This is a genomic window from Amycolatopsis sp. NPDC051106 (assembly GCF_040682775.1).
Classification (GTDB): Bacteria; Actinomycetota; Actinomycetes; order Mycobacteriales; family Pseudonocardiaceae; genus Amycolatopsis.
In genome coordinates, this window is record NZ_JBFBBQ010000031.1 from 1 (window position 1) to 24,302 (window position 24,302).

The window sequence follows — 24,302 nt, forward strand, 5'->3', positions numbered from 1 at the left end:
GGACCCCCCCCCCCCCGCGGGGGGGGGGGGGGGGGGGGTTGGGGGGGGGGGGGGGGGGGGGGGGGGGGCCCCCCCGGCCCCGCCCCCCCGCACGCCGGTTCTCAGCCGGGGATCTTGTCCAGGAAGCCGTGGACGTGGGCGATCTTCCCGTCTTCGAGCTCGACGACGTCGAACCCGATGGCGACGGGCTCGGCACCGGGCGTGCCGAGGTACCACTGGAACCGCGCGAGGTCGTGGTGCGCGTCGGGCTCGGCGGGCAGGCTGAAGGTCAGCCCGGCGAACTGCTGCTGCGCCCCGCCGACGAACTGGTCGATCCCGTCGTGCCCGGCGACGGCCCCGAGCGGGTCGGTGTAGCGGGCGCCGTCGGTGAAGAGCTCGGCGATCAGGGCGCGGCGCTTGTCGCCGTCGGTCTCGTTCCAGACGGCGATGTACTGCTCGACGATGCCGCGGACGTCGGTCATGGCGGTTCCTTTCGTTGGGGGACAACGGGTTTTCGTCGTCCGGTGCTGGGAACGACTTTGGCGGACGGCCGGCGGCCCGTCGATTACGCGAGAGGTAATGCCGCGGCGGCGCTCGAGCCGGGCGTCGCCATTACCCCCGAAGTAATGGCAGCGACCTGGTGATCGCCGTAGCGTCGCTCGCGTGACGACTACGGTGCAGGCCGCGCGGCAGCGGCCCGTCGGGGAGCTGCTGCGGGAATGGCGCGACCGGCGGCGGATCAGCCAGCTGGACCTCGCGATCTCGGCGGACATCTCCACCCGCCACCTCAGCTTCGTGGAGACCGGGCGTTCCCGGCCGAGCCGGGACATGGTGCTGCGCCTCGGCGAGCACCTCGACGTGCCGCTGCGCGAACGCAACCGGCTGCTGCTCGCCGCCGGGTTCGCGCCCGCCTACACCGAGAACGCGCTGGGGGACCCCGAGATGTCCGCCGTCCGCCAGGCCGTGCGGCAGCTGCTCGCGAGCCACGAGCCCTACCCGGCCGCCGTCGTCGACCGGGGCTGGAACCTCGTCGACGCCAACGCCGCCACCGGTCTGTTCGTCGCCGGGATCCCGCCGGAGCTGACCACCAACGTCCTGCGCGCGACCCTGCACCCCGACGGCATGGCCCCGCACGTGCTCAACCTGGGGGAGTGGCGCGCCCACCTGCTCGGCCGGCTCCGGCGCCAGGTGGGCCAGACCGCGGACCCCGCGCTGACCGACCTCCTGGACGAGCTGCGCGGCTACCCCTGCGACCAGCCGGTGCCCGAGGTGGAGGTCCCCGGACCGGGTGACATCTTCGTGCCGCTGAAGTTCCGCCACGAGGGCACCGACCTGACGTTCTTCAGCACGGTCGCCACGTTCGGCACGCCGCTGGACGTCACGGTCGCGGAACTGGTGATCGAGTCGTTCTTCCCGGCCGACCCGGCGACGGCCGCACACCTGCGCGAGCGGGCCGCGTCGGTGGAATGATGGGGGACACCCGCGCAGCATCCGACGTGAGGATCACCGGTAGATGGCCGTCCCGCCTTCGCTCGCCCTGTCCGACGGAGTCCGCATCCCCCAGCTGCTGTTCGGTGTCGCGGGACTGACCGCGGCCGAAACCGGCCGTGCCGTCCGCATCGCCCTCGACACCGGCTACCGGGGCTTCGACACCGCGCCGGGGACCGAGGCGGCGGTGGGCGACGCGCTCGCCGGAGTCCCCCGCGAAGAGCTGTTCGTCAGCGTCAAGGTGCCCGCGCAGGGCTACGACGCCGCCCGCCGCGCCGCCGACCAGGCACTGGCCGCGCTCCGGCTCGAGCACGCCGACCTGTGCCTCCTGGACGGGACGAAAGGCGCGTTCACCGACACCTGGCGCGCCCTGAGCCGCCTCCGGGCCGACGGCCGCGTCCGCGCGGTCGGCGTCGCCGGGTTCGGCATCGCGGAACTGCGCCGGCTCATCGACGCCACCGGCGCGGTCCCGGTGCTGAACCAGATCGAGCTGCACCCGTGGCTGCAGCAGCTCCCGCTGCGCGAATTCCACACCGAGCGCGGCATCGTGACCGCCGCGTCGAGCCCGGCCGCCAACGCCGGCCTGCTGGCCGACGAGACGGTCACCGCCCTCGCGGCCAAGTACGGCAAGACGCCGGCCCAGATCGTGCTGCGCTGGCACCTGCAGGCCGGCACGGTCGCCGTGGCGGCCTCGGCCACGACGACCCGCACCCGGGAGAACTTCGGGATCTTCGACTTCGAGCTGGCCGACGACGACCTCGCCGTGCTGGCCGAGCTCGACAACGGGACGCGCGTCTAGGTCGACTTGATCCCGGCGGCGGCGAAGTCGGCCTGCTGGGCCGGCTGTTCCAGGTACTCGCGGAACGTCTGGGCGGCGCGGAGCACGGTGTCGTCGATGCCCTGCCCGGTGAGCCCGATGAACGGGTAGTCGGCCGACCGCGCGCTCGCCACGGACTGCGCGGGCGAGCCGATCAGCTCGGGCTTCTTGGTGGTGAGCTCGCTGACCCAGTACGACGATTCCGGCAGCCAGGCGGCGGGGAGCCCGCCGATCGCGTCGAGGTTGGTCCGGCCCACCAGCGCGTCGAGCACCTGCGCGGAGGGCTTGGCCTCGATCATCACGTGCACGCACTGGCCGTGGACGACGGTCGCGGCCTGGTTCCAGCGGTCGGCCGCGGCGGTCAGGGGTTTCTGCGCGCTCGGCGTGACGAGGATCCGCATGTGGGAGGTGCCGCCGGAGCAGCTGGCGGCCTGCGCCTCGGCGCGGCTGTTGAGCTCGCTGTCGGCCCAGTTCCAGCCGATCACGCCGAGCCCGATCAGGGCGGCGAGCACGGCGCAGGCGATCGGCCAGGTGGCGATCCGGCGCCGCGGCGCCTTCTTGCCGACGATCCGGTGCGACCCGGTCGCCTCGCCCTTGCCGAGGGTCCGGTGCGAGCCGGTGGCCTCACTCTTTCCGGTGATCTCATCCTTGGCGGACGGCCCGGTGGTGTCGGTGCGGCCGGGGACGCGACGGCGGCCGGAGGTCTCGCTTTCGCCGGCTTCCCTGCGACGGCGGCCGCGGCGCGGGTTGCTCTCGCTGTCGCCGTCGCGGTCGAGGGTGCGGTGCGAGCCGGTGTTTTCGGTCCGGGCGGCGATCGGGTAGTCGCCGGAGGTCTCGTCGTGCCGGGTGATGATCTCGGTCCGCTCGGCGGCCGACTCCGCCGGCCGGGCGGGGGCCTTACCGCGACGGCGCCCGCCCCCGGCTTCACCGCGGCGGGCATCGCCACGGCGACCAGCGGGAGCTTCGCCGCGCCCGGCCGCCGGGTAGGACCCGGAAGCTTCACCGCGGCGGGTGGCGCGAGACGATTCGCCGCGATCGGCGACGGGGTGGGAGCCGGAACCCTCACCGCGGCCGGCAACCGGGTAGGCGCCGGGGGCCTCATCGCGGCGGCTGACGGGAGCTTCACCGCGGCCGGCCACGGGGTACGCGCCGGAAGTCTCATCGCGGCGGCCGGCGGGAGTCTCACCGCGACCGACGACGGGGTACGCGCCGGGGGCCTCATCGCGGCGGCTGACGGCAGCCTCACCGCGGCCGGCCACGGGGTACGCGCCGGAAGTTTCATCGCGGCGGCCGCCGGGAGTCTCACCGCGGCCGACGACGGGGTACGCGCCTGAGGCCTCACCACGGCGGCCGGCGGGAGCTTCACCGCGGCCGGCGACAGGGTAAGAGCCGGAAGTTTCGCCGCGACGGGCGGCGGGCGACGATTCACCGCGCCCGGCGACGGGATAAGAGCCGGAAGCCTCACCGCGCCCGGCCACCGGGTACGAGCCGGAAGCCTCACCGCGGCGGGGGGCCGGGTGCGAGCCGGTCGGCTCGCCGCCCCCGGAGACGAAGTAGCCCGACTTTTCGCCGCGAGCGGCGCCGCGGCCGGCGATCCCGAAGGCGTCCGAGATGGAGCTGCGCTTCGGGGTGCCCTTGCCCGCGACCGGGTACGCGCCGGAGGCCTCACCTCGACCCGCGGCGCGGGGAGATCCCGCGGCCTCGTCGGGGTGCGGGCGGCGGCCCCCCGGCGCCCCGGCACGGTCCTGAGGGTGCGGCACGGGCTCGTCGTCCCGGGCGTGTCGCCCCATGGTCGTCCTTTCGGCGTCCTGCGCATGTCAAGTACGCGCTGCGATGCAATGAAACCGTTATCACCCTAACAGGTGAGTATCAGTGAGAGAATAATCTGACTCACAGTGGCGCGTACTCAGGGTGCTGCGCTGACCAGGCGATGGCAGTGCGCTATCAGGCGGGCACGCACCGGCGCCGCCCGCCGGGCGAAATCACCCTGGGCCCGGGCGTATTCGGCGCGTCCCTCGGCCGTCTCGATCCGCACCGGCGGATAGCCGAGCGCGGCCAGGTCGTACGGGCTCGCCCGCATGTCCAGCGTCCGGATCTCGACGGCCAGCTCGAACCCGTCCGCGACCAGCTCCGCCGGCACGAACGGATCGAGCTTGTACGCCCATTTGAACAGGTCCATGTTCGCGTGCAGGCACCCCGGCTGCTCGAATGCGACCTGCGTCTCCCGGGACGGCGTCAGCTCGTTGCGCGGCCGGGCGTCGGTGGTGAAGAACCGGAACGCGTCGAAGTGCCCGCACCGGATGTCCAGGGACTCGACGACCTCGTCCGTGCCCGCCGAGCCCAGCCGGAGCGGGACCTGGTTGTGCCGCACCGAGTCCGCCGGCTCGCGGTAGACCATCGCCCACTCGTGCAGTCCGAAGCAGCTCAGCCGCGGCGCGCGGGACGCCGTCGCGGTCAGCAGGCCGAGGACGAACTCGGCCGTCCGCTTCTTACCCTCGGTGAAGCCCGCCGGGTCGAGGACGACGCCGTCGGCGGTCTCGACGTAGCCCTTGCGGTCCAGGAAGCGCCGCGCGGCGGGCCCGGCGAGCGCGACGCCGGGCCCGGGCTGCCACCGCTGCAGGTGCGACGGCCGGTACGAGTAGTAGGTGAACAGGAAGTCGAGCACGGGGTGCTTCTCGCCCCGTGACCGTCGCTCCTGGTGCGGGACCGTCCACCGCCGCATCCGCTCGACGTGCGCCGCCTCCCGGGCCAGCCAGTCCGGTTCGGCGAGCACGTCGACGGCGGTCACGCGCCCACGTGGGTGCCGTCGCGCACGGTGCCCACGTACTCCTCGACGAGGTCCTCCAGGGCGACGACGCCGACGGCCTTCCCGTCGACGTCGAGCGCCCGCGCCAGGTGGCTGCCTTCCTTGCGCATGGCCGACAGCGCGCTGTCGAGCCGGGCGTCGGCCCGCAGCTCGGTGAGCGCGCGCGTCTTGGCCGTCGGCACGATCGTCGCCGGGTCGTGGCCGGCCAGGTCGAGGACGTCCTTCACGTGGATGTAGCCGGTCAGCCGGCCGTCGTCGGTGCACACCGGGAACCGCGAGAAGCCGGTCGAGGACACCGCCCGCTCGACGTCGCCGACCGTCGGCCCGCAGGGCAGGGTCGTCAGCTCGGCCGTCGGCACCAGCACGTCGGCCACCGTCTTCTGCACCGACGACAGCGTCTGGGTGAGCCGCCGGTGCTCGGACTGGTCGATCAGGCCTTCGCGCCGCGACTCGCTGAGCAGCTCGGCCAGCTCGTCGGACGTGTAAGCCGTCTCGAGCTCGTCCTTCGGCTCGACGTTCACCGCGCGCAGCAGCGAGTTGGCGACGAAGTTGAGCAGCCAGATGAACGGGTTGGCGAGCTTGACCCACCCGACGTGCACCGGCACCAGCCACAGCGCGAGCCGCTCGGGCTCGGCGATCGCGAGGTTCTTCGGCACCATCTCGCCGATCAGGACGTGCAGCACGGTGATGAACGCCAGCGCGATGGCGAACGAAACCGCGTGCAGCAGCGTCTCGGGCAGGCCCAGCAGGTCGAAGAACGCCGACAGCCGGTGCGCGATCGCGGGCTCGCCGAGGCGGCCGAGCAGCAGCGAGCAGATGGTGATGCCCAGCTGCGCGCCGGCGAGCATCAGCGACACGTGCTTGCTCGCGTTGATCACGATCTTCGCGCGCGTCTTGCCCTGCTCCAGCAGCGCTTCGAGCCTGTCACGCCGCGAGGAGATCAGCGTGAACTCCGCGCCGACGAAGAAGGCGTTGAGCAGCAGCAGGACCACGACGAGGGCGATGTTCAGCCAGTCGCTCACGAGACCACCTCGGCTACGGCGGGTGCCGGGGATTCTTCGGACGCCCGGACCGGGGCCACTTCGACCTCGGCGATCCGGCGCTTGTCCATCGTGGTGACGGTGAGCAGCCAGCCGTCGACCTCCGCGGCGTCACCCTCGGCGGGGATCTTGCCCAGCCGCTCGAGGATCAGCCCGGCGATGGTCTCGTAGTCGCCGTCCGGCATCCGGAAGCCGGTGACGTCGGTGATCTCGTCGGCGCGCAGCTGCCCGGACACCAGCCAGCTGTCGGTGCCGACCTGCTGCGACGCCGGGCCCTCGTGGTCGTCGTGCTCGTCGCGGACGTCACCGATGATCTCCTCGACGACGTCCTCCAGGGTCACCAGCCCGGCCGTGCCGCCGTACTCGTCGACGACGATCGCCAGCTGGAAGCGGGAGTCGCGCAGCCGGTTGAGCAGGTCGTCGCCGGGCAGGGACTCGGGCACGGTCGGCACCGGCCGCATGACCGAGCCGATCGGCACGGCGGCGCGGTCGGCGGCGGGCACCGCGAAGGCCTGCTTGACGTGCACGGCGCCGCGGACGTCGTCCAGGTCCTCGGCGTGCACCGGGAACCGCGAGAAGCCGGTGCGGCGCGAGAGGTCGATGAGGTCCTCGATGGTGTCGTCGACGGCGAGCGATTCGAGCTGCACGCGCGGGGTCATCAGCTCCTCCGCGGTGCGCTCGCCGAACCGCAGCGAGCGGTCCAGCAGCTCGGCGGTCGACGTGTCGAGCGTGCCGCTTTCGGCGCTGGAGCGCACGATCGAGCCCAGCTCCTGCGGCGAGCGGGCCGACCGCAGTTCCTCCTGCGGTTCGACGCCGAACTTGCGCACGAGGAAGTTCGCGCTGTTGTTCATCAGCGTGATGAGCCAGCGGAAGAGCGCGGAGAACCGCGAGTGGTAGCCGGCGACGGCGCGGGCGGTCGGCAGCGGCCGGGCGATGGCGAGGTTCTTCGGCACCATTTCGCCGAGGATCATCGACAGCGACGTGGCGATGATCAGGGCGAGCACGATCGACGCGCCAGCAGCGAAGTCCTCCGGCAGCCCGATGCCGGTGAGCAGCGGCCGGACGAGCTCGCCGATGAGCGGCTCGGCCAGGTAGCCGGTGATCAGCGTGGTGAGCGTGATGGCGACCTGAGCGCCGGAGAGCTGGAAGGACAGCGTCCGGTGGGCCTTCTGGACGGTCAGGGCGCGGCGGTCGCCGACCTGGCGGACGTTGGCCTCGACGGTGCTGCGCTCGAGCGCGGTCAGCGAGAACTCCGCGGCGACGGCGAGGCCGGTGCCGACGGTCAGCAGCACGAAGAGGAGGACGCCCAGGACGGCGAAGAGGATTTGGATCATGCCGCGGCCGCCCGGTCGGCGGGGGATGAACCTATCGGACAGCCGGGTCGGTCACCCGGCTCGGTACTGTCACCAGGTGACTGCGCTGCGCGCACGAAACGGTCACTCCTAGCAGTGAATCGGCGTGTACTGCGAATATGCGGATGAGTTTAACGTGTCCCCGCCCGCCCTCGCGGAGATATCGGTGTGTCGGCGCGCTCACCTCGGCGGGTGGTTCACCGCGGTGCGCGCCCGAGCAGGCCCACGAGCCGGGCGGCGGGACCCGCGCCGCGGGGGACCGGGACCGGCGGGTCGAAGATGCCGAGCCCCTGCCACTCGTCCACCCAAGGTCGGACGACGTCGAGGAGGCGCTCGGCGAGTTCCTCGGTCACCGGGCAAGGCAGATCCAGCGCCGTCGCGAGGTCCCAGGCGTGCACGGCGGCGTCGATCGTCATCTGCCAGCCGTACTCACGAGCCGGGAGCAGCCCGGTCGAGACGTGCACGGCGCGTTCCAGCACGCCGTCGTCGAGGAAGGCTTCGCGGGCGGCTTCGGCGGCCGAGTCCCAGGCGGAAACCGGGTCGTCGCCGAGGACGTCGCCGTCAAAGCGGTCGCCCACGTCGTCCAAAGTGGCGCCGGCCAGCAGGGAAGGTGCCCAGAGCTGCTCGGCGACGAGGTGGTTCACGAGGTCGCGGACCGTCCACTCGGTACACGGCGTGCGGTGGCCCCAATCGGTGTCCCCGGCCGCGTGCACCGCGTCGCCGAAGGCCCGCAACGCGTGGCCGTGTGCCTCGAGAAGATCCACGCGGGCCATTTGACCACGGCGGATCAGCTGGTGCCCGGCCGGTGCCGCCGCACGGTCTCCTCGACGAGGTCGAGCACCGGCCCGAGGCCGGCGGCCGGCAGGCCCATGGCCAGGTGCGAGACGAGGCCTTCGAGGACGAGCTCGAGGAACGCGGTGAGGACGTCGACGTCGACGTCGTCGCGCAGGATGCCGGCCTCTCGCTGGCGCAGCAGGCGCAGGCGGGTGGCGGTGGTCAGCTGCTCGGACCGTTCGGCCCAGCGGGCGCGGAACTCCGGATCGGTGCGCAGCCGCCGCGAGACCTCGAGGCGGGTGCCGAGCCAGTCGGCGGGGTGGTCACCGCCGGCGAGGAGGTCCCGCATGACCTGGACCAGGCCCTGTTCGGCCACGACGTCGGCCATCCGGATGGCGTCGTCCTCGGCGAGGGCGAGGAAGAGCGACTCCTTGTCGCGGAAGTGGTGGAAGATGGCCCCGCGCGACAGCCCGGTGGCTTCCTCCAGGCGCCGGACTGTGGCACCTTCGTAGCCGTAGCGTGCGAAGCAGACACGCGAGCCGTCGAGGATCTGGCGCCGGCGTGCGTCGAGGTGATCCTGGCTTACGCGTGGCATCCTGAAATCCTGGCATCGCGGACCGGGATCTCGCAATCCGTACGTACGTACTGTGACCCGGAGTGCCCGGGAACCGAACCGGAACCCCCATCGTCGGAACGTTGCGGCGATTCGCTGACACGGCGTGAGACAGTTGGCTAATCTTTGCACCATCACGGTGGGTGAACTGAGGGGAAGGTGCGGGTCGTGATCATCGGCGAAGCCGGGCAGGCGGTCCAGGCGGTCTGGGGTGGCGACATCCTCGGCGAGGGCGGCCGCGTCTACGGCGGCGGTGGCGGCGGGGGCGGCCAGTTCAAGATGGACCCCGAGGAACTCGCCTCGGTGATCGGTCTCTGGGAAGACGAGCTGGACAAGATCGTCGACGACGGAAAGCGGATCGACGCCATCATCTCGTCCATCGAGGCTCCGGGACAGGATGCCGTCAGCAATGGCTATGTCTCCACGAGTATGGATTCGCTCTTCGCGCTGCAGACCCAGAACGACTCGATGCGCAAGTACGTGCAGGAGTACATCAAGAAGCTGAAGGAAGCGCAGACGAAGACGGTGGCGACCGACCAGGGGATGGCCGACCCGTTCCGGACGGTGTGACCGTGCGCCTGCTCGCTCCTGCAGTGGCCGGTGGCGTGGTCGCCGTCCTGCTTCTCGCCGGTTGCTCGCCCGAGACGACCGGCACCGCCTCGCCGGCACCGACCTCGCCGGTCTCCTCGGGTGCCTCGTCCGATCCGGATGTGCCCAAGGTGTCGGCTCCTCTCGATGTCTCGAAATACGTCACGAAGCCCTGCGACATCGTTCCGGCCGCGGCCTTGACGCCGTTGCGGTTCACTGATCCCGGAGAACCCCAGATGCAGGATGACGGGCTCGGCGCCGCCGGGCCGAACTGCGGCTGGAAGATCTCCGGCGAAGGCGTGAGCATGCTCGTCATCATCGGCACGGGAAACCGTGACCGGGGTGCCGGCGGCCTGGCCGGGCTGTACACGGCACACGAAACCGGTCAGTTCCCCTTCCTCGAGCCCGCTCCCGAGGTGGAGGGCTACCCGGCGGTCTACGTCGACAAGCGCGACCGGCGGCCGATCGGCAACTGCAGTCTCGACGTCGGAGTCGCCGATGACCTGGTCATCGCCGTGCACTCCGGCGGCTACGAAGGCGCTGACGATTCCTGTGCCGCGGCGAGCCAGGTGGCAGCCGCCATCATCACCACACTCAAGGGGGCCTGACGAGTGGACGGCAAGCAGATCTACGACAACTTCAGACAGGGCAACACGGACGGCCTGCGCACCGCCGCCGATGAGGTCGCGAACCTCTCGAATGCCTACCTGGACCGTGCTCAGGGCATCAAGTCCTTGCAGGACCGGATGAAGCAGGCTTGGACCGGAAGCGCGGCCGACGCCGCGAACGCCGGGGCCGGCCCGCTCGAGCAGGCCTTCGCCGAAACAGCCGAGCCGCTGGACGTGACCAAGGCGTCGGTCGACTCGCAGGCCACCGCCTTCGACCACTCGAGCAGCTCCGTCGTGGAGATTCCGCCGAAGCCCGAAAAGCCCAACCCGTGGACGACGGGGCTCAAGGCCGCCATCCCCATCGCCGGGCCCTTCATGGCCAAGGACGACATCGACGACTACCAAGCGGGCATCGCGAAGTACAACGCGGCGAACGAGACGAACGTCCGTGTCATGGACCAGTACAGCAGTGTCACCGACAGCACGAGGTCGGCGCTCCCCACCGACTACGGCGTGCTGGAGTCCGACGGCGCCGCCATTTCGGTGAACAAGCCCGACGGCCCCGGGCGGATCGATCACGTCATCAGGTTGCACGAGGGGTGGGTGGACCCGCCGCCGCCGGGTCCGGACGACCACACCTCGACCACCAGCGTCGACCCCACGCACACCGGGGGCCCCGACCAGCCCGGCGGCACCGACCGCCCCGGTGGCACGGATCGCCCCGGTGGCACCGATCGCCCGGGCGGCACGGATCGGCCCGGCGGCACCGACCGTCCCGGTGGGACCGACCGACCCGGCGACGACACCCACACCACCGGTACCGGCCGCCCGACCACGACGACGACCCGCCCCGGGCAGACGGGCACGGACCGCCCCGGCCGGACGCCGGTCGGCACCGACGGCATCGAGTTCTACCCGACCGGCACCGGCGGTGGCGGCGGCCAGAACTACTCCAACACCTTCGGCAACGACCCCAACTCGAGCACCGGCGGACGCGGGCCGACCAGCGGCAACGCCGGCAGCCGGCTGCTGGATTCCAACGGCCGCCCGATCAGCGGAACCGGAAGCGGCAGCGAATCCGGAAGCGGCTCCGGCCGTGGCGGCGGAAGCGGCGCCGCGGGGGAGCGGGGCCTTGGCAGCGGCCGGGGTTCCGGCATGGGCAGCCTCGGCAACGCCGCCGCCGCGGAGGCCGCCGCCGCGCGGTCGGCGGCCGGCCGGTCCGGGCAGATGGGACCGATGGGGGCCGGGGGCCGCCGGGGCGAGGGTGAGGAAGATGATGAGCACCAGCGGCCGGACTTCCTGATCGAGGCGGACCCGGACGCCATCTTCGGTACCGACCAGCGGACCAGTCCGCCGGTCATCGGCGAGTAGAGCGAGCGAGTAGGCGGGTGGACGTGGCAACAGGCCGGGTGGACGTTCCGGTCGAGGCACTGGCCGCACTGGCCGAGCGCGAGCAGGTCGGTCAGCTGCACATCACCCTGCGCCCGGAGCCGCTGTGGCTCTCGGACGAGGAGCGCGACGAGGCCGGCAAGCGGGTCGACGCGGCGCTGGCCGAAGCCGGGCTGATCGACGCGCGCGGCCGGGCCACCGTCGACTTCCTCGACTGGCTCCCGCTGCTGGTGAACCCGGCGCGGGAGTGCTACGGCTGGGTCGGTGTCGAGGGCCGGACCTACGGTGTGCTCGCCGCCGCCAAGGGCCTGCAGGCGATCCTGGCGGTCTCCGACGGGACGCAGGTCGGCGTCCAGGAGATCGACCGGAACCGGCTCGCCGAGTCGCTCGTCGAGCAGCTGCCGCCGATGGGGGCGGGCGGCGGGCACCCGCGCACCGTCCGGGTGGCCGACCTGACCGAGGCGGCGCGCCGCGGTCAGGACGCCTACCCGCTCGCCCCGGCGATCGCCGACGTCATCAGCCTCGTGCAGCGCCCGGTCTCGGGCAGCGGCGAGCTCTACGTCGGCCGCCGGGACGAGGTCGGGCGCCACACCTGCCTGCGGCAGCCGCTGCACTACGCCGATACGGACTGGGGCCGCTACCTCAGCTACACCTCCGGCACGGGCGACGACGCCGTCATCCACATCGGCCCGGCGGGCCCGCGCGACCTGGCCGACACGCTCATGGAACTGGCCGTCGACCTCGTCTGAGCGGCGCCCCGGTGAAAAATCAGCCGCACCGGATGTCCTCCGGCGGTAACGTGACAGCGCTGTTGTATTCCGGTGGAAGGACGCGCTGATGGCTGGGCTGTACCCCGAGATCGAACCGTACGAACACGGCTTGCTCGACGTCGGCGACGGGCACGAGGTCTACTGGGAGACCTGCGGGAACCCGGACGGCAAGCCGGCGCTCGTCGTGCACGGCGGGCCCGGGACCGGGTGCTCGGTGAACCTCCGGCGGTACTTCGACCCGGCGAAGTACCGGGTCGTGCTCGTCGACCAGCGCGGCTGCGGCCGCAGCACCCCGCACGCCGGTGCCCCGGTCGCCGACCTCTCCGCCAACACCACCGATCACCTGGTCGCCGACTTCGAGCTGCTCCGCACCCGGCTCGGCATCGAGAAGTGGTTGCTGTTCGGCGGTTCCTGGGGCTGCGTGCTCAGCCTGACCTACGCGCTGCGCCACCCCGATCGCGTCAGCGAACTCGTCCTGATGGGCCTCGCGACTGACCGGTTCATCGAGATCGAGATGCTCATCCGCGGGCTCGGGGCGTACTTCCCGGAGGCCTTCGAGAAGTTCCGGCAGGGCGTGCCGGAGAGCGAGCGGGACGGCGACCTGTCCGCCGCCTACCACCGGCTGCTGATGGATCCCGATCCGGCGGTCCACCGCAAGGCGGCCGACGACTGGTGCGCCTGGGAGGACGCGATGCTCCCGGGCGTGCCCCCGCACAAGAGCTTCGAGGACCCGGCGTACCGGCTTTGCTTCGCGCGGCTCGTGACGCACTACTTCAGTAACCGGGCGTTCCTGCCCGACGGCGAAATCCTGCGTGACCTGGGCAAGCTCGCGGGCGTCCCGGCCGTGCTCGCCCAGGGCGTGCTCGACACGAGCAACATCGTCGGCACGCCGTGGCTGCTGCACCACGGCTGGCCGGGCAGCGAGCTGGTGATGCTGGACGACATCGGGCACTCCACGCAGGACGCCCCGATGCAGGACGTGCTCGTCGGCGCGACCGACCGCTTCGCCCGCTGACCGCACCCCGGACGCCTCTGAAGGCCACCATCAGAGCACTGGATGCCCTGGTGGTGGCCTTCAGAGGCTTGACCGCTCAGGGGATGAGCAGCGCCGGCTCACCTTCCGGCGCGAGCGCCGCCTCGGCGCGCCGGGCCCGGGTGGTCTCGGCGAGCCGCAGCCCGGTGACGCGCAGCGGCAGCCGGTCCATGTTCCACTCGGTCAGCAGCAGCGCGACCTTGGCCTGCATCTCGGTGCGCAGCCGCAGGAACGAGTCGGCCGGGTCCGCGCCGACCTCGCCCAGCAGCAGCCACCACGCCCACGCCGCCGCACCCGCGTTGGCGACGAAGTCCGGCACCACCGCGACCCCGCGGGCGGAGAGCGCGGCCTCCGCTTCGGGCGTCGTCGCGGCGTTGGCGGCCTCGACGACCACCGCGGCCTTGACCAGGTTCTCGTTGTCCGGCCGCAGCGCGTAGGAGATGGCGGCCGGCACGAAGATGTCGGCGTCGATCCCGACGACCGTCTCGCGCGGCAGCGAGCGGACCCCGGCGGGCAGCCGCGACCGGTCCACCTCGCCGAAGCGGTCACGCAGTTCCAGCAGCGCCGGGACGTCGAGGCCGACGGGGTCGTACAGCGTGCCCGCGGCGTCGGCGACGGCGACCACCTTCATCCCCGCCTCGTGCAGGTACCAGGCCGCGCCGCCGCCCATGGTGCCGATGCCCTGGATCGCCACGGTCGTCTCGCGCACGTCCCAGTCCCACGCCGCCGCGACCCCGAGGCATGCCTGCGCCACGCCGTAGCCGCCGACGACGTCGCCGAGCAGCAGCCCGCCCGGCACCGGTGCGTTGAGGCCCGCCTGCACCCGGCGCAGGGTGCGCGCCGGATCGGCCGAACGGGCGATCGCCGCGTGGTACGACTGCTCGAGCCCGAGCTCCGCGAACACCTCGTCGATCAGGTGCTGCGGCACGCCGAGGTCTTCGGCGGTCACCCAGTGCGCGTCGAGCCACGGCCGCAGGAACGCGCAGAACCGCTTCAGCACGCCGAACGCCCGCGGGTCCTTCGGGTCGAAGTCGATGCCGCCCTTCGCCCCGCCGACCGGCAGGTTGAAGGTCGCGGTCTTGTTGGCCATGCCCCGGGCGAGGTCCTCGACCTCGCTCATCGTGCAGCCCGCCCGCATCCGGGTGCCGCCGGTGGCGACGCCGGAGACCAGGCTGTGCACGACCAGGTAGCCGTTCGCGCCGGTGATGGGATCGGTCCACGTCAGTCGCATCAGCGGCTCGGCGTTGCGCGGGGTCATCAGGGCCACTCACCTCCAGGGAAGTCCGGGGCGGTCCGGCGACCGCCTCGACCGAGCGTGCGCCCCGGGTGGCCCTCGCGTCCATTTACCGCTGCTGCACGATCTCGTTTAGGTTTGCTGCATGGAGCTTTCGTTGCATCGGTTGAGGATGCTCCGCGAGCTGCACCGCCGAGGCACCGTCACCGCGGCCGCGGCGGCCCTGCACTACACCGCTTCGGCGGTGTCGCAGCAGCTCGCGCAGCTGGAGCGGGACGTGGGCGCCAAGCTGTTCGAACGGCTCGGGCGGCGCGTCCAGCTGACCGAGCTGGGCAAGCTGCTGACCGAGCACGCGGAGGAGATCCTCGGCTCGGTGGAACGCGCGACGCTCGCCCTGGAAGAGGCCCAGGAGGCCCGCACGGTCCGGCTGGTCGCCGGCGTGTGGGCGTCGGTGGCCTCCGGGTTGCTCCCGACCGCGCTGACCGCCCTCGCCGGTGAGCACCCCGGCATCGAGGTGCGCACCCGCGAGCTGGCGCCGGAGGACACCGCCGAGGCCGTCCGCGACGGCACGCTCGACCTGTCGTTCGTCATCGACTACTCCGACGCGCCGACGGCGTGGGACGCGGGGCTGGAACGCGCGGTCGTCGCCGTCGAGCGGCTGCACGCCGCCGTGCCGCGGGGCGCGGTCCCGACGGGGTCGGCCTCCCTGGACGACCTCGCCGAGCACCCGTGGATCCTGGCCAGCCCGAAGTCGCACTTCGGCCGGGCGATGCGCACGGCGTGCCGGCGGCACGGCTTCTCCCCGAAGATCAACCACGAGGTCGAAGAGCAGTCCACGGCGATGGCGATGGTGGGGGCGGGGCTCGGCGTCACCCTGGTTTCGGACCTGGGCCTGCGGCTGCTGCGGCCGCCCGGGATCGACGTCGTCGCGCTCACCACCCCGCTGCTGCGGACCGTGTCGATCGCCTACCGGCGCACCGCGTTCCGGCGGCCGGCGTTGCACCTGGTGATCGAGGCCGTCCGGGCCTCGGCGGCCGAGCTGGGCCTGGGCACCGAGGCCGCTTTGCCCTGATCCGGGACTTCTTACGGAGTGGTGAACCCGTCCTGCTCCGCAAGATGCGCCCTGAATTTGTCGTACCCCGCGTGTAGCGTCCGAAGTCAAGAAGTTCCACCACCCGGAACAAGGACGGACATGACAGAAGCGTCTACGGTGCACCACTTTCCCGAGAAGTCGGGTAGTGCGTCCAACCGCACCGCGAGGGTCCTGGCGGACCGCGCGGCCGGGGAAGCGTACGTGGCATCGGTGTGCTTCAAGCACGGGCCACCGCGCCTGATCGGCGTGGAGCTGGAGTTCACCGTGCACCACGCCGACGACCCGGCCAGATCCCTCGATCCCGACCTCCTCGCCACGGCGCTGGGCCCGCACACCCCGCGGACCCTCCGCCCCGACAGTCCCGCTTCGCCGCTCCCGGCAGGCTCGCCAGTGAGCCTCGAGCCCGGGTGCCAGGTCGAAATCTCCGCTCTTCCCCAGGCCTCCCTGCGCGACCTCGACGCAGTGGTCACGGCCGACCTCCACCACCTGCGTGACCGCCTCGCCCGGCACGGCCTCGTGCTGGGCGAAACGGGTATCGACGCCCACCGGCCGCCCCGCCGCCTCCTCCGCACGCCGCGCTACGCGGCGATGGAGAGCCGGTTCGCGCCGATCGGGCCCGGTGGCATCACCATGATGTGCAGCACCGCGGGCCTGCAGGTGTGCCTCGACGCCGGGGAGGCCGAGCACCACGCCGCCCGGTGGTCGGCCGCGCACGCCATGGGCCCGCCGCTGCTCGCCCTCTTCGCCAACTCCCGCGTCCACGCCGGGCGCGACACGGGCCTGGCGTCCGCCCGCTGGCTCGCGGTGCACGACACGGAGCCGGTGCGCACGCGCACGGCGGCCGTGGCGGCCGATCCGGCGGCGGAGTGGGCCAAGCGGATGATGGACACCCCGCTGATGGTCCTGCCCCGAGCGGACCGGCCGTGGGACGCGCCGGAGGGGCTGACGTTCGCCGACTGGATCGAGGGCCGGGGCGCGGCGTCCCTGCTGCCGAAACCGACGGTGGCCGACCTCGACTACCACCTCACCACGATGTTCACCCCGGTCCGCCCGCAGGGGTACCTGGAGATCCGGTACCTGGACGCGCAGCCGCCCGGCGAGTGGCTGGCGCCGGTGGCGCTGGTCGCGGCGCTGCTCGCCCGGCCGTCCACCGTGGAGCAGGTGCGTGACCTCTGCGCACCGGTCGCCGGCCGCTGGACCACGGCGGCGCGGCGCGGCCTGGCGGACCCGGAGCTGGCGGCGGCCGCGGCGGCACTGGCCGACCTCGGCTGCGCCGAGCTGGCCGCGACCGGGCTGGCGGAGGAGTCGATCACCGAGATCAGCAAGAGCGTGCAGGGGCGCGCGTACCGATCGAGGAGCGAAGCATGAGCACGGAAGCACTGGGTGACCTGAGCGCGCAGGACCTGCGTGCCCGGGCCGCCGAAGCACTGACCAGGGCGCGGGCGCGCAGCGTGGCGCTGACCGACGCCGTGGACGACGAAGACCTGGTCCGCCAGCACTCGAAGCTGATGTCGCCGCTCGTCTGGGACTTGGCGCACATCGGCGTCCAGGAGGAGCTGTGGCTGGTCCGCGACGTCGGCGGCCGGGAGCCGCTGCGGCCGGACATCGACGACATCTACGACGCCTTCCAGCACGCCCGCGCCGACCGGCCGGAGCTGCCGCTGCTGGGCCCGGCCGAGGCGCGCGCCTACGTCAAGCAGGTCCGCGAAAAGGCGTTCGACGTGCTGGAGCGCGTCCCGCTCCAGGGCAGCAGGCTGACCGAGCAGGCGTTCGCGTTCGGCATGATCACCCAGCACGAGCAGCAGCACGACGAGACCATGCTGGCCACCCACCAGCTGCGCAAGGGCGACCCGGTGCTGCACGCGCCGGAGCCGCCGCCCGCCCGAGCGGGCGCCCTCCCGGCGGAGGTCCTCGTGCCGGGCGGCGCGTTCACGATGGGCACCTCGGCCGAGCCGTGGGCGCTGGACAACGAGCGCCCGGCGCACGAGCTCGCGGTCGAGGCGTTCTGGCTGGACACGACCCCGGTGACGTGCGGGGCCTACGCCGAGTTCCTCGACGCCGGCGGATACGCCGACGAGCGGTGGTGGAGCCCGGCGGGCTGGGCCTACCGCACCGAAAGCGGCATCACCGCGCCGCGCTTCTGGAAGCGGGAGCAGGACGGCTGGTGGCGGACCCGGTTCGGGGTCTACGAGCGCATCACGGCCGGCGAGCCGGTCGTGCACGTCTCCTACTACGAAGCCGAGGCGTACGCGGCCTGGGCCGGACGGCGGCTGCCGACCGAGACCGAGTGGGAGAAGGCCGCCCGCTTCGACCCGGCGACCGGCCGCTCGCGGCGGTTCCCGTGGGGCGACGAGGAACCGTCCGCCGAGCACGCCAACCTCGGCCAGCGGCACCTGCGCCCGGCTCCTGCGGGGGCGTACCCCGCCGGCGCGTCGCCGACCGGCGTGCACCAGCTGATCGGCGACGTGTGGGAGTGGACGAGCACGGACTTCCACGGCTACCCGGGCTTCGCGCCGTTCCCGTACCGGGAGTACTCGGAGGTCTTCTTCGGCCCGGAGTACAAGGTGCTGCGCGGCGGCTCCTTCGGCACCGACTCGGCGGCCATCCGGGGCACGTTCCGCAACTGGGACTACCCGATCCGGCGGCAGATCTTCGCCGGCTTCCGCACCGCCCGCGACGCGGCACCCGGCGAGGTGGGCTAGGCGCATGTGCCGCCACATCGGATACCTCGGCGAGCCGGTTTCGCCCGCCGAGGCGGTTTTCCGCGCGCCGCACGCGCTGCTGGTGCAGTCCTACGCACCGGCGGACATGCGCGGCGGCGGCTCGGTCAACGCCGACGGGTTCGGGCTGGGCTGGTACCCCGGCCCGGGCTCCGGGCCGCTCAGGCACCGGCGGTCCACTCCACTGTGGACGGACGAGACGCTGCCGCCGCTGGCCGCGTCGGTGACCTCGGGAGCGTTCGTCGCCGCGGTCCGCAACGGCACCACCGGCATGCCGGTGACCGAAGCGGCCGCGGCGCCGTTCACCGCGGGGCGCTGGCTGTTCAGCCACAACGGCGTCGTCCGCGGCTGGCCCGATTCGCTGGCCGAACCGGCCAAGACCCTGCCCGTCACCGCACTGCTGACCCTGGAGGCACCGACGGACTCGGCGGTGCTCTGGGCTCTGCTGCGGGCCCGGCTGGCGGCCGGCGAGGACCCGTTGACGGCGGTGGCGGGGCTGACGGCCGCCGTCGAAGCGGCCGCGCCCGGCTCCCGGCTCAACTTCCTGCTCACCGACGGCGCAACGCTGATCGGCACCGCCTGGACGCACGCGCTGTCCCTGCTGGAGACCCCGGCGGGCGTGCTGCTGGCGTCGGAACCCCTCGACGGCGACCCGCGCTGGCGGCCCGTCCCCGACCACCACGCCGTGCGCGCCACCGCGGCCGGCGTCGACGTGCTTCCCCTGACCCTGGAAGGCATCCGCTCATGACCGAAGTCGATCTCGACCACCACCGCTCCGGCGACGCCGTCACCGCGGAACTGCGCGCGGACGTCGTCGCCGGGCTCACCGCGGAGCGGAAGTGGCTGCCGCCCAAGTGGTTCTACGACGCCGAGGGCAGTGAGCTCTTCGAAAAGATCACCCAGCTGCCGGAGTACTACCCGACCCGCAGCGAGCGCGAGGTGCTGGCCGCGCACGCCGGCGACGTCGCGGAGCTGACCGGCGCGCACACGCTCGTCGAGCTCGGGTCCGGGTCGAGCGAGAAGACCCGGCTGCTGCTCGACGCGCTCACCGGGCACGGGACGCTGGAGGCGTTCGTGCCGCTGGACGTGTCCGAGTCCGCGCTCGCCGAGGCCGCCGAGGCGATCTCGAAGGACTACCCGGGACTCACCGTGCGCGGGGTCGTCGGCGACTTCACCCAGCACCTCGACCTGCTGCCCGGCGGCCGGCCCCGGGTGGTGGCCTTCCTCGGCGGCACGATCGGCAACTTCCTGCCCGCCGAGCGCGCGGCCTTCCTGCGTTCCGTGCGGGAAGTGCTCGGCGAGGGGGAGTGGCTGCTGCTCGGCACCGACCTGGTGAAGGACCCCCGCATCCTCGAACGCGCCTACGACGACGCCGCCGGAGTCACGGGCGAGTTCGACAAGAACGTGCTGCGGGTGATCAACACCCGGCTCGGCGCGGACTTCGACGTCGACGAGTTCGAGCACGTCTCGCACTGGGACGCGGAGAACGAGTGGATCGAGATGCGCCTGCGGGCCCGCCGGGCGCTGACCGTCGAGATCCCGGGAGCGGACCTCACGGTGGCGTTCGCCGAAGGTGAGCACATCCGCACGGAGATTTCGGCGAAGTTCCGCCCGGGCGGCGTCGAAGCGGAGCTGGCCGCGGCCGGGTTCGCGCTCGAGCGCTGGTGGACCGACTCCCAGCAGCGGTTCGGGGTGAGCCTGGCAAGATCTGTGCGTGGCTAATCCTCTCCGGGCGCTCGCCCGGGCCGTCGGCACCAAGCCGTGGCTGATGCGCACGGCCGGGTTCGTCGTGTGGGCGGACAAGAAACTGCACCGCGCGTTCGGCGGCCGGGTGAGCCTCGTGGCGCTCGCCGGGCTGCCGTCGCTCCGCCTCACGACGACCGGCCGCAAGAGCGGGCTGCCGCGGAGCACGAACCTGCTCTACTTCCCGCACGGCGACGACCTGGTGCTGACAGCGTCCAACTGGGGGCGCCCGAACGACCCGGCGTGGGCGTTGAACCTCCGCGCGAACCCGAAGGCGGAGGTCGCGCTCAAGGGGCGGCCGGCCGAGGTGGTGGCGCGCGAGCTGCACGGCGAGGAGTACGACGCCATGTGGCAGGAGCTGCTCCGGTTCTGGCCGGGGTATCGGATGGAGCAGCGCGAGGCGGGCCGGCGGTTACCGGTTTTCGTACTCAAACCGTTTGCCCGATAGGTTCCCACCATCCTTTTGGCCGGTGCCGGGATTCACCGGTTTGTGCCAGTGTCTCCCGGGTAACGCGCCGTGACGTCTCGACCGCGCGGCGAAGTGACCCAGGGAGGAGACGTCTTGCCGAGATCCACACAGGGCCGGGTGCGGTCGTTCGCACTGGTCGGGGCACTCGTGGCCGGCTTGGGACTGGCCGGGACGGCCGGAACCGCCGCGGCGGCCGAAGACGCGGTGGCCAAGCCGGCTGTCGTGGGCGCGACCGCCGCCGTCAACTGGGGCACCTGCTCGAGCGACACTCTCGCCGGCGTGCCCGCGGACCAGGTCAAGTTCTACAGCTGCGCCCGCTACCGGGTGCCGATCGACCACGACAACGCGTCGCTGGGCACCATCGACATCGCCCTGCTCAAGCGCGCCGCCCGCACGCCGGGCACGCGCGTCGGCTCGCTGTTCCTCAACCCCGGCGGTCCCGGCGGCTCGGGCCTGCGGATGCCGATCAGCGGCCAGTACTACTTCCAGCCGCAGGTGCTCGACCGGTTCGACCTCGTCGGGTTCGACCCGCGCGGCGTCGGCCAGAGCAACCCGCTGCGCTGCTTCACCACCCAGGAGGACGCCGACGAGGTCTTCGGCGCCCAGATCCCGGTGCCGCTGAGCCGCGCCGAGATCTCCGGCACTCTCGCCAGCTACCGCGACTACGGCAAGTTCTGCAAGAACAACGCGGGTTCGCTGCTGAACCACATGTCCACCAAGGACGTCGTGCGTGACCTCGACACGCTGCGCGCGGCGGTCGGGGATCAGAAGCTCACCTTCGTCGGCTTCTCGTACGGGACGCTCATCGGCTCGACCTACGCGTCGATGTTCCCGAAGCAGTCCCGCGCGATCGTGATCGACGGCAACGTCGACCCGGCGCTGCGCACCAGTGACGGCGTGCAGTACGACCGGGAACGCGCGCAGGGCTTCGAGATCGCGCTCGACGGGTTCCTGAAGCGCTGCGACCAGGCCGCCGCCAAGTGCGCGTTCAGCGACGGCACCCCGCGGGCGAAGTTCGACGAACTGCGCGAGTACCTCCGCAAGCAGCCGATCACCATCCCCGGCGGCGGCTCCGTGGACATCAACTCGTTCACCGGCGGGGTCTCGAGCGTCCTGTATTCGCCGTCGGCGTTCCCCGGCCTGGCCGAGGACCTGCAGGCGCTCTACAACGCCATCCACCCGGCGGGCGCGCAGGCACAGGCGCTGCAGGCCAAGCCGCTGAAGGCGCTCCTCCCGGGCAAGCAGGGCCTGGCCGACCAGAACCCGGACAGCCCCTACACCAGTGACGACTCGTACTTCGCCGTCAACTGCTCCGACAAGCCGTTCAAGATCAAGCAGGAGCAGGTGCCGGACATCGCCGCGAAGTGGGAGCGCGAGTCGCGGACCTTCGGCCGCTACCAGGCGTTCGCCGACACGGCGGGCTGCCCGGTGTGGCCGGCGAAGAAGCCGGACGTCTACCGCGGTCCGTGGCGCGCCAAGACCGACGTCCCGGTGGTCGTGGTCGGCAACTACTACGACCCGGCGACGCAGTACAAGTTCGCCCAGCGGATGGCGGCCGAGCTGGGCAACGCCCGGCTGCTGTCGGTCGACGCGTTCGGCCACTGCATCCTCGGCGACGCCCTGGGCGTCGACAAGGCCGTGGCGGACTACCTGACCGATCTCAAGGTGCCGGCGAACGGGCAGGTGTTCCAGCCGAACGTCCAGCCGTTCGAAACCGCTTAGTAGCAAGGAAAACGGGCCGGGGTGACGCTGTCGCCCCGGCCCGTTCCCGTGCCCGGAGGAACCGGCCGAGCGGCGGCGGCTGATTCGCCCGCGGCAGCGGGGCGCCAGCCTGGTCGTCGGCGTGGGCGATCAGGATCGCCATCTCGTTCAGTCCCGCCGGGAGCACGTGCGCGAAGAAGCCGACGCGATACGGCTCTTGGCGGCCGCGAACCGCAGCGCGGTCCTCAGTCAGCCGAGCGGTGGATGTCGGCGGTGATCGTGGTGACCTGCTCGAGCGTCCCGAAAGCCTCGTCCCGCACCTGCGCCGGCACTGGGCGTAGTGATCATCACAGCCCGGGCCGCGCGGCGGGCGCTACAGTGGTGCGGTTGATCAACCACGAGCAACGGAAGCGAGGTGAGCGGCACATGCCAGCGGACAGTCGTCGGACGATCGGGCGTGCGCTCACCGGAGGCTTCCGGCTGGGCTGACTCGTCCGGTCTCCTCCTGTCCGGCAGTGCGCGCACGCCGGAAAAGAGCCGGATCATGACCCTCTTCGAAATGCTGCTGCGCGTCGGCGCCGGGGTCGGCCTGGGTGCCGTCATCGGGTTCGAGCGCCAGTTCCGCGCCCGGATGGCCGGGCTGCGCACCAACGCCCTCGTCGCGGTCGGCGCGACGCTGTTCGTGCTTCTGTCCGCCCACGGGTTCGGCGGGCTGAGCACGAGCGCCGACGCCGACCCGACGCGGGTGGCCGCCCAGATCGTTTCGGGCATCGGGTTCCTCGGGGCCGGTGTCATCCTGCGCGACGGCCTCAACGTCCGCGGCCTCAACACGGCGGCGACGCTCTGGTGCTCCGCGGCCGTGGGATCCCTTGCGGGGGCCGGGTTGTACGTCGTCGCGGCGGCCGGGACCGCCGTCGTGGTCGGGGTGAACGTGGTGCTGCGGCCACTCGGCCGCGTGGTCGACCGCCGGCCGGACTCGGGCGGCGAAACCCCGGCCCGCTACGAGTTCCAGGCGGTGACCCGCGACGACTCCGAGGCACACGTGCGGGCCCTGCTCGTGCAGGCGCTGGCCCGCACGGACTTCCGGCTGCTCTCGGTGCTGAGCACCGACCGGCCCGAGGACCGCACGGTCGAGGTCCGCGCCGAGCTGGCCGCCGACCAGCGCGACGACGCCCAGATGGAGTCGGCGGTGTCCCGGCTGTCGCTGGAGCCCGCGGTGTCCAGCGTCCGCTGGGAAGCCGTGCCGGGTTAGCAGGTGTGGAGGAATTCCCGGAGCAGCCGGTCGAACCGGGCGGGCTGCTCGAGGCTCACCATGTGCGCGGCGCCGGGCATCCGGGCCCGGCGCACGTGCGGCGCCTTGTGGTCGACCAGGTCGGCGACCGCGAAGATGTCCGTCGAGTCGAGGTCGCCGGTCACCACCAGCGCCCGGTCGCGGATCTCCGTGACCCGGCGGATCGCGCCCAGCTCGACCCCGAGGTCCGGTGCCCCGTGGCCCTTCACGTAGTTCTCGACGACCATGTCCCGGCAGAACTTCCGGACCGCGGGGTCGACGTCGGCCGGCTGCCGGTGCGGGCCGTCGACCCACATCCGCAGCAGGCACTCCAGCACCCGCGCGCCGTCGCCGGCGTGGGCCGCCGCGTCCATTTCCGCCTGCAGCGCCACGATGTACGGGTCGCGGAACTCCATCCCGCTGATCCCCGCCGAGCTGAGGAACAGCCCGGCGGCGCGGCCGGGGTGGGCGATCGCGAAGTCCAGGAACACGCGGCTGCCGAACGAGCAGCCGACCAGCACCGGGTGTTCGAGCCCCAGCGCGTCGAGCAGCTTCTTCAGGTCCTCGTGGTGGGAGTACCGGCCCGGCTGCGTCGGCGGGTTCGAGGAGTCGCCGCTGCCGCGCGCGTCGTAGCGGACCACGCGGTGGTCGCGCGCGAAGCGGGTGAACTGCTCGTTCCACATCGCGCGGTTCATGCCGCCCGCGTGCAGGAACACGAGGGGCCGGCCGCGGCCGCGTTCTTCGTAGGCCAGAAAGCCTTCGTCGCCGAGGTCGACCCGGCCGATGTGATCCCCCATGGCTTTCACGGTAGCGAA

24 protein-coding genes are annotated in these 24,302 nt (G+C 72.3%); 15 read left to right on the forward strand and 9 right to left on the reverse strand.

From position 1 onward, the window contains the following. Positions 1–101: 101 nt before the first annotated feature. Complete coding sequence (locus tag AB0M83_RS23035; RefSeq protein ID WP_364520150.1) at positions 102–461, reverse strand: nuclear transport factor 2 family protein; 360 nt, start codon at positions 459–461, stop codon at positions 102–104. 193 nt (positions 462–654) lie between these two features. On the opposite strand from AB0M83_RS23035, the gene AB0M83_RS23040 reads away from it, so the two are divergent. Together AB0M83_RS23040 and AB0M83_RS23045 are read left to right on the forward strand one after the other, a co-directional pair. Continuing rightward, positions 655–1,449 carry a helix-turn-helix transcriptional regulator gene (locus tag AB0M83_RS23040; RefSeq protein WP_364520301.1) on the forward strand — a complete coding sequence of 265 codons (795 nt, stop codon included), beginning with the start codon at positions 655–657 and terminating at the stop codon, positions 1,447–1,449. A 43-nt stretch (positions 1,450–1,492) separates the two neighbouring features. After that, positions 1,493–2,266, forward strand: coding sequence for an aldo/keto reductase (locus tag AB0M83_RS23045; RefSeq protein WP_364520152.1), 774 nt, complete (start codon positions 1,493–1,495; stop codon positions 2,264–2,266). Here AB0M83_RS23045 and AB0M83_RS23050 read toward each other — a convergent pair. From AB0M83_RS23050 to AB0M83_RS23075, 6 genes are all read right to left on the reverse strand, one after another. Continuing rightward, the gene (locus tag AB0M83_RS23050) at positions 2,263–3,423 is read right to left on the reverse strand and encodes a hypothetical protein (RefSeq protein WP_364520154.1); all 1,161 of its coding nucleotides are present in this window, start codon (positions 3,421–3,423) and stop codon (positions 2,263–2,265) included. The two genes, AB0M83_RS23045 and AB0M83_RS23050, sit on opposite strands and share 4 nt — an antisense overlap. A gap of 767 nt (positions 3,424–4,190) precedes the next feature. Then, a complete protein-coding gene (locus tag AB0M83_RS23055; RefSeq protein WP_364520156.1) occupies positions 4,191–5,072 on the reverse strand; it encodes a 3-methyladenine DNA glycosylase in 882 nt (293 codons plus the stop codon). Then, positions 5,069–6,112 (reverse strand): hemolysin family protein, encoded by a 1,044-nt coding sequence (locus tag AB0M83_RS23060; RefSeq protein ID WP_364520158.1) that lies wholly within the window; start codon positions 6,110–6,112, stop codon positions 5,069–5,071. Before AB0M83_RS23060 ends, AB0M83_RS23055 begins: the two co-directional genes overlap by 4 nt. Next, the gene (locus tag AB0M83_RS23065) at positions 6,109–7,464 is read right to left on the reverse strand and encodes a hemolysin family protein (RefSeq protein ID WP_364520160.1); all 1,356 of its coding nucleotides are present in this window, start codon (positions 7,462–7,464) and stop codon (positions 6,109–6,111) included. Before AB0M83_RS23065 ends, AB0M83_RS23060 begins: the two co-directional genes overlap by 4 nt. A gap of 215 nt (positions 7,465–7,679) precedes the next feature. After that, complete coding sequence (locus AB0M83_RS23070) at positions 7,680–8,246, reverse strand: TIGR03086 family metal-binding protein (protein WP_364520162.1); 567 nt, start codon at positions 8,244–8,246, stop codon at positions 7,680–7,682. A 23-nt stretch (positions 8,247–8,269) separates the two neighbouring features. Continuing rightward, a complete protein-coding gene (locus tag AB0M83_RS23075; protein WP_364520164.1) occupies positions 8,270–8,851 on the reverse strand; it encodes a helix-turn-helix domain-containing protein in 582 nt (193 codons plus the stop codon). A gap of 186 nt (positions 8,852–9,037) precedes the next feature. On the opposite strand from AB0M83_RS23075, the gene AB0M83_RS23080 reads away from it, so the two are divergent. The 5 genes from AB0M83_RS23080 to pip all read left to right on the forward strand — a co-directional run bounded on the left by AB0M83_RS23080 (position 9,038) and on the right by pip (position 13,239). Then, positions 9,038–9,439 carry a hypothetical protein gene (locus tag AB0M83_RS23080; protein WP_364520166.1) on the forward strand — a complete coding sequence of 134 codons (402 nt, stop codon included), beginning with the start codon at positions 9,038–9,040 and terminating at the stop codon, positions 9,437–9,439. Between the two features lie 2 nt (positions 9,440–9,441). Next, positions 9,442–10,065, forward strand: coding sequence for a DUF3558 domain-containing protein (locus AB0M83_RS23085; protein ID WP_364520169.1), 624 nt, complete (start codon positions 9,442–9,444; stop codon positions 10,063–10,065). Between the two features lie 3 nt (positions 10,066–10,068). Next, positions 10,069–11,436 carry a WXG100 family type VII secretion target gene (locus AB0M83_RS23090; protein ID WP_364520171.1) on the forward strand — a complete coding sequence of 456 codons (1,368 nt, stop codon included), beginning with the start codon at positions 10,069–10,071 and terminating at the stop codon, positions 11,434–11,436. A gap of 38 nt (positions 11,437–11,474) precedes the next feature. Then, complete coding sequence (locus tag AB0M83_RS23095) at positions 11,475–12,203, forward strand: ESX secretion-associated protein EspG (RefSeq protein ID WP_364520303.1); 729 nt, start codon at positions 11,475–11,477, stop codon at positions 12,201–12,203. 88 nt (positions 12,204–12,291) lie between these two features. Continuing rightward, entirely contained in the window at positions 12,292–13,239 is a 948-nt protein-coding gene (gene pip / locus AB0M83_RS23100; protein WP_364520173.1) for a prolyl aminopeptidase, read from the forward strand. A gap of 76 nt (positions 13,240–13,315) precedes the next feature. On the opposite strand, the gene AB0M83_RS23105 is transcribed toward pip, so the two are convergent. Continuing rightward, complete coding sequence (locus tag AB0M83_RS23105) at positions 13,316–14,515, reverse strand: Glu/Leu/Phe/Val dehydrogenase dimerization domain-containing protein (protein WP_364520175.1); 1,200 nt, start codon at positions 14,513–14,515, stop codon at positions 13,316–13,318. 121 nt (positions 14,516–14,636) lie between these two features. Here AB0M83_RS23105 and AB0M83_RS23110 point away from each other — a divergent pair, with 121 nt between their 5' ends. From AB0M83_RS23110 to AB0M83_RS23145, 8 genes are all read left to right on the forward strand, one after another. Further along, entirely contained in the window at positions 14,637–15,563 is a 927-nt protein-coding gene (locus AB0M83_RS23110) for a LysR substrate-binding domain-containing protein (RefSeq protein ID WP_364520177.1), read from the forward strand. A gap of 120 nt (positions 15,564–15,683) precedes the next feature. Continuing rightward, entirely contained in the window at positions 15,684–16,952 is a 1,269-nt protein-coding gene (locus tag AB0M83_RS23115; RefSeq protein WP_364520179.1) for a glutamate-cysteine ligase family protein, read from the forward strand. Beyond that, positions 16,949–18,286, forward strand: a complete 1,338-nt coding sequence (gene egtB / locus AB0M83_RS23120; protein WP_364520181.1) for an ergothioneine biosynthesis protein EgtB — start codon at positions 16,949–16,951, stop codon at positions 18,284–18,286. Before AB0M83_RS23115 ends, egtB begins: the two co-directional genes overlap by 4 nt. Positions 18,287–18,290: 4 nt before the next feature. Next, positions 18,291–19,052 carry an ergothioneine biosynthesis protein EgtC gene (gene egtC, locus AB0M83_RS23125; protein WP_364520183.1) on the forward strand — a complete coding sequence of 254 codons (762 nt, stop codon included), beginning with the start codon at positions 18,291–18,293 and terminating at the stop codon, positions 19,050–19,052. Further along, positions 19,049–20,026 (forward strand): L-histidine N(alpha)-methyltransferase, encoded by a 978-nt coding sequence (gene egtD / locus AB0M83_RS23130; RefSeq protein WP_364520185.1) that lies wholly within the window; start codon positions 19,049–19,051, stop codon positions 20,024–20,026. Before egtC ends, egtD begins: the two co-directional genes overlap by 4 nt. 46 nt (positions 20,027–20,072) lie before the next feature. Next, entirely contained in the window at positions 20,073–20,495 is a 423-nt protein-coding gene (locus tag AB0M83_RS23135; protein WP_364520305.1) for a nitroreductase family deazaflavin-dependent oxidoreductase, read from the forward strand. A 138-nt stretch (positions 20,496–20,633) separates the two neighbouring features. Next, the gene (locus tag AB0M83_RS23140; protein ID WP_364520307.1) at positions 20,634–22,238 is read left to right on the forward strand and encodes an alpha/beta hydrolase; all 1,605 of its coding nucleotides are present in this window, start codon (positions 20,634–20,636) and stop codon (positions 22,236–22,238) included. Positions 22,239–22,761: 523 nt separating this feature from the next. Beyond that, positions 22,762–23,469 (forward strand): MgtC/SapB family protein, encoded by a 708-nt coding sequence (locus tag AB0M83_RS23145; protein WP_364520187.1) that lies wholly within the window; start codon positions 22,762–22,764, stop codon positions 23,467–23,469. Here AB0M83_RS23145 and AB0M83_RS23150 read toward each other — a convergent pair. After that, positions 23,466–24,284, reverse strand: coding sequence for an alpha/beta fold hydrolase (locus tag AB0M83_RS23150; protein WP_364520189.1), 819 nt, complete (start codon positions 24,282–24,284; stop codon positions 23,466–23,468). The genes AB0M83_RS23145 and AB0M83_RS23150 overlap by 4 nt on opposite strands. Positions 24,285–24,302: the final 18 nt, after the last annotated feature.

Bases quoted from the DNA above. Each gene is read 5' to 3' on its own strand.
- AB0M83_RS23075 (WP_364520164.1), bottom strand. From the start codon at position 8,851: ATGCCACGCGTAAGCCAGGATCACCTCGACGCACGCCGGCGCCAGATC.
- AB0M83_RS23110 (WP_364520177.1), top strand. From the start codon at position 14,637: ATGGAGCTTTCGTTGCATCGGTTGAGGATGCTCCGCGAGCTGCACCGC.
- AB0M83_RS23145 (WP_364520187.1), top strand. From the start codon at position 22,762: ATGACCCTCTTCGAAATGCTGCTGCGCGTCGGCGCCGGGGTCGGCCTG.
- AB0M83_RS23045 (WP_364520152.1), top strand. From the start codon at position 1,493: ATGGCCGTCCCGCCTTCGCTCGCCCTGTCCGACGGAGTCCGCATCCCC.
- egtC (WP_364520183.1), top strand. From the start codon at position 18,291: ATGTGCCGCCACATCGGATACCTCGGCGAGCCGGTTTCGCCCGCCGAG.
- AB0M83_RS23065 (WP_364520160.1), bottom strand. From the start codon at position 7,464: ATGATCCAAATCCTCTTCGCCGTCCTGGGCGTCCTCCTCTTCGTGCTG.
- AB0M83_RS23135 (WP_364520305.1), top strand. From the start codon at position 20,073: ATGCGCACGGCCGGGTTCGTCGTGTGGGCGGACAAGAAACTGCACCGC.
- egtB (WP_364520181.1), top strand. From the start codon at position 16,949: ATGAGCACGGAAGCACTGGGTGACCTGAGCGCGCAGGACCTGCGTGCC.
- AB0M83_RS23150 (WP_364520189.1), bottom strand. From the start codon at position 24,284: ATGGGGGATCACATCGGCCGGGTCGACCTCGGCGACGAAGGCTTTCTG.
- AB0M83_RS23115 (WP_364520179.1), top strand. From the start codon at position 15,684: ATGACAGAAGCGTCTACGGTGCACCACTTTCCCGAGAAGTCGGGTAGT.
- egtD (WP_364520185.1), top strand. From the start codon at position 19,049: ATGACCGAAGTCGATCTCGACCACCACCGCTCCGGCGACGCCGTCACC.
- AB0M83_RS23035 (WP_364520150.1), bottom strand. From the start codon at position 461: ATGACCGACGTCCGCGGCATCGTCGAGCAGTACATCGCCGTCTGGAAC.
- pip (WP_364520173.1), top strand. From the start codon at position 12,292: ATGGCTGGGCTGTACCCCGAGATCGAACCGTACGAACACGGCTTGCTC.
- AB0M83_RS23105 (WP_364520175.1), bottom strand. From the start codon at position 14,515: ATGACCCCGCGCAACGCCGAGCCGCTGATGCGACTGACGTGGACCGAT.